This is a genomic window from Cupriavidus basilensis, assembly GCF_029335485.1.
Taxonomy (GTDB): domain Bacteria; phylum Pseudomonadota; class Gammaproteobacteria; order Burkholderiales; family Burkholderiaceae; genus Cupriavidus; species Cupriavidus basilensis_E.
On record NZ_JARJLM010000456.1, the window covers coordinates 1 to 3,759 of the forward strand.

Here is a 3,759-nt window from a genome sequence, read left to right on the forward strand (position 1 = left end):
GCCTCTGCCACTAACTGGTATGGTACTAGGCGCCCAGCACTGCGGGGCTTTATCGCGCAGCGTCCGAAGCGAGCGAAGTTGAGCGCCATGTTCGGTACCGGAAATGGGCAGCCATTACGCATAGTCGGCCGCGATCCGCATGGCACTAAACGCTATGTATTCGTCTGAGAATAATGGCCCTTCAGCCTCTGCGCCAGCAAGCCATTGGCCTAATGCGTCTTCACAAGCAAGGACACTGGATTTTAGTTGCCGATCTCTGCTGCAGACGATGTCTTGACGAGCCTCTCTCTGAGAAGGTCGTCGGCCACTCCAAATTTTTCCGCCAACGGAATCAACTCGTGGAGTTCCAGAGGAACGTGATTGCGGTTTAGAGTTGTCATGGTGTGAGACACCTAACGCTCGCGCTAAGCGGCGGCGTCCGCCTTGAACGAATAGTTAGCCACCGCTTGGCTCCGGGCCATCATCTTTTGCCCATGCGATGTCGGCACGCTGCTTGGCAGAAAGCAGTAATTTCTTGCCTTGCCCCTCAGTGAGCACGACTCCCGCCATAAGTGCGTCTGTGAATTTGCAGCCCGAAAACGAAGATTGCCGCATATCGGTGTTGGTGAGATCTGCAGATACAAACTTTACGCGAGTGAAAACGGATGCCCTGAGGTCACTTCCGGTCAAACTTGCGTTTGTGAAATCAACGTCTGTGAAGTCGTTCCAGCACAGGTTTGACTCCGTCAAATCTGTGTTCTGAAACAGCACGTTATTGATTTCTGAGCGCCCGAAGAATGTACGGGGAAGAGTGAGATTGCTCAGGTTATCGCCTCCGCCTACGAATGTGCGAAAGAAACTGACCCCAAGATTCACATCGTCGGCCTGCGGCATGTGATCGGGCATCGGCGGAACAACGCCGGCCTCAAGGTAGCTTTCTTGCAGTCGACGGCATGAGTCTTCGTAGCTGAGCCTTGACGCTGGCATGTGGGTTTCCATGGTGGCCTCACTGGTCAGGGGTTCTATGATGAAATGCGCTGCGGCATAGCTAGCGTTGCACTCCCACACGGCGGTGCCATCGCGGAAGAAAGTGCACCAGCGACCGTCGCTAACGCAACGCGCCCGGGGGAACATTTCCTCATGGCCATTAAAGATGGCCGCCATGTGGCTGGGCTCCCGGCATTATGCCAAATACTCGCCGGCCGCCAATGGCTCGGGCATCGCCTTTCTTACCACGTGGTTTTCCTCCTTAGAGCCGATCGAGCAGCGTCTGGAACGCCAGGCGGAAGGCCGCACGTGCGGCGGTCTCGGCTCGATCCGCGTCATCCTTGGCCGCCAGGCAGTCGGCCTCGCTGACGGCCGCATCGCCATCGAGAAAGCGCACGGCCAGCGTGCGATAGCGTGCATGGGCTTCGCGCAGGGCGGCGTGTTCGTCTGGACAAGTCTGGGCAATATGCAAGTCGAACAGGCTGGCACTCATGGTTTCCTTCCGTCCTTTACTGCATTGTCTCGATCGCTTCGCGTATCAGGGTTGCCCCGCGAGTGCAGGACGATCCGCGGTACCTTTCGGCATCCGCACGGCTCGGGGCCACCCTCCGCTGCATTGTGCGCCAGCGCCGCGCCTTTGGCCCCCGGCGCCCTCTTGACTCGGTCGATCGCGTAAGTTCAACCCACCCGGAAATGCTCCGCCGACTGCCCTGCATTAACAGCCCGCTGCAACCAGGCCGGCATCTCGCCCTACCACCCCTTCCGTCCTTCGGCGTTTGCGCGTCGGCTCGGGAGCCGACGGCGGTGGCACCACGACGGCAAAGCAGCCGGCTGCCTGCAGGGCGGCCAAGGTCAGGCCGACCTGGTCATATGGACACGGATCAGCACCACGGCTGCGGTGCGCTCAATCTCAAGAGACATAGGTATCAGGTTTTGGGAGTCGGAAAGGTGCAACAATTTGGCGGCGCGATCAGTCGCCCTTGCAGCCGTTTCATACCGCCTGCATCGCCTCTATCCGACGCGCGGCCTCGTTGGTCACATAGCGCGTGGTGGTTTCGAGCGAGGCGTGGCGCGCGTTCTGCCGCGCCATCTCCAGCAGGGCACCGACCGACTGCGAGCGCGTGGGTAATGTGTGCGCGCCGCATCCAGTGGGTGCTGGCGTGCGCAGCCGCGCGGCGAAGCCTCGGCAAGAATGCGGGGGGCGAGAAGAATATGGACCGACTGAAATGCCTACAGACCGCCTCGGGGAGAGTGTCACGGATCGTGCTTCGAGGTCGGTCCAAATAATCCGCAGCTCTCACGAGACTCTAGGTGGAAGGAGACGTACCACCGCACGCAGGCCCGCATCACCTCCAGAGGGTAGTGCTGGCGCTTCAGGACTCGTGACTTGCGGAGTCATGGCTGATCATACCCTACTGCATTCGAGAGCCGTTCATTCTACTCGGAGCCTATTGCGCCGGAGCCCGCTTGAGCCCGCGGAGGGGGTCATGGGTCAAGAGAATGACCTATGGCTTCCGCGACGACCACTACTTTTCCTCAAGAACCGGGGCGGCCTTGCCCGGAAATCCGCGATGAACTCTTCTTTTGCGAGCCGGCATCACGCGACATTGGAGCATTGTGACACCGGTTTGTCATGGAGTGCGGGCAAGGTCGCCGGGATGCGGAAGTCCGCGTAATCGAGACAATTGGCGCGCATTCTCAATATCTGGTCGCGACTGCTGGAATTTCGAGTAAGTATGGAAAGCCGCACAATTTTAACCCGTTTGGGTGGTACTAATTTTGGCAAGGAATGCTACTTTGTAGGGAGTTTGGCAAAGGAGGTGAGTATGTCGGATACCCGAGGTACGCCGACGGAACAGAAGCCAAAGCGGAGCGTGCTTTTGTCCGGTGACGTTCAAGTTGCGTTGATTAGAGCCGTGCCTCAGTCGCTGCTCGTTCTGATTCTCGCGTGGTTTCTGTACTCAAACATAGAGGAATTCAAAACGCTCGTGCGAAGGACAACCGGAATATCCTTTGCTGGCCTAACAGTGCAAGCCGCGCTCTCTGACCTAAAAAAAGTAGAGCAGCCCTGGTCGCAGGATGTAGACATAGTGCGAGACAGATTGGCGGTTCTTTGGGCTCGCGCATCACATGACTGCTATCGGGGGGCCCGCATACTCTGGGTGGACGACGTCCCTACAAATAACACGGGTCTCATTCGGTTGATCAAGAGTTACGGAGCCACCATTACTACCGCGATTTCACATGCAGCGGCGCTTGCTCAGTTGAAGGAGGGAAATTTCGATGCCATCATTTCCGATGTCGGACGAGTCGATCCTAAAGACCAAGATGGCTTCGCTCTCGCCGGTTTCATCATTAATAGATGGCCAGATGACCCGCCCCCGCTACTGTATTACACGATCATAATCACTGACGAAACTCCCCGCGGATCGCATAGCATTACATCTTCTCCGGCCGAACTCTTAATAAATCTAAGTGACGCGCTTGCAAAGAGCACTCGCCGCTGTTAGATAGCTCCGGCACAAGTAGGACTTTACCGTAATCACAAGCCTCAGGCGGACGGGGTAAAGGGCTTCGCGCTTGGACCCGCGGCCAGCGACGGGTCGCCCGCGCAAGCTGCTTGGCGAGGGTGAGAGGGCCGATGCCGGCGGCGGCATCGACAGGGCTGGCGGCGCGCGCGCCGGCCCACGGTGCCCGCTCGCCCAGGTCGGTGGCGTGGCCGAGCAAGGCGACCCCGCCCGGGACCCGGATGGCGCCCGGGTCCTCGTTAGGGTCGCTTCAGAAAACGGAAAA

The 3,759-nt window shown here is 58.7% G+C and carries 2 protein-coding genes; both read right to left on the reverse strand.

Annotated elements, in window-relative coordinates; all coding sequences use genetic code 11:
* Positions 1–435: 435 nt before the first annotated feature.
* Positions 436–1,143 carry a pentapeptide repeat-containing protein gene (locus tag P3W85_RS27740; RefSeq protein ID WP_276267118.1) on the reverse strand — a complete coding sequence of 236 codons (708 nt, stop codon included), beginning with the start codon at positions 1,141–1,143 and terminating at the stop codon, positions 436–438.
* Between the two features lie 85 nt (positions 1,144–1,228).
* Positions 1,229–1,459 carry a hypothetical protein gene (locus P3W85_RS27745; protein ID WP_276267119.1) on the reverse strand — a complete coding sequence of 77 codons (231 nt, stop codon included), beginning with the start codon at positions 1,457–1,459 and terminating at the stop codon, positions 1,229–1,231.
* Positions 1,460–3,759 lie beyond the last annotated feature (2,300 nt).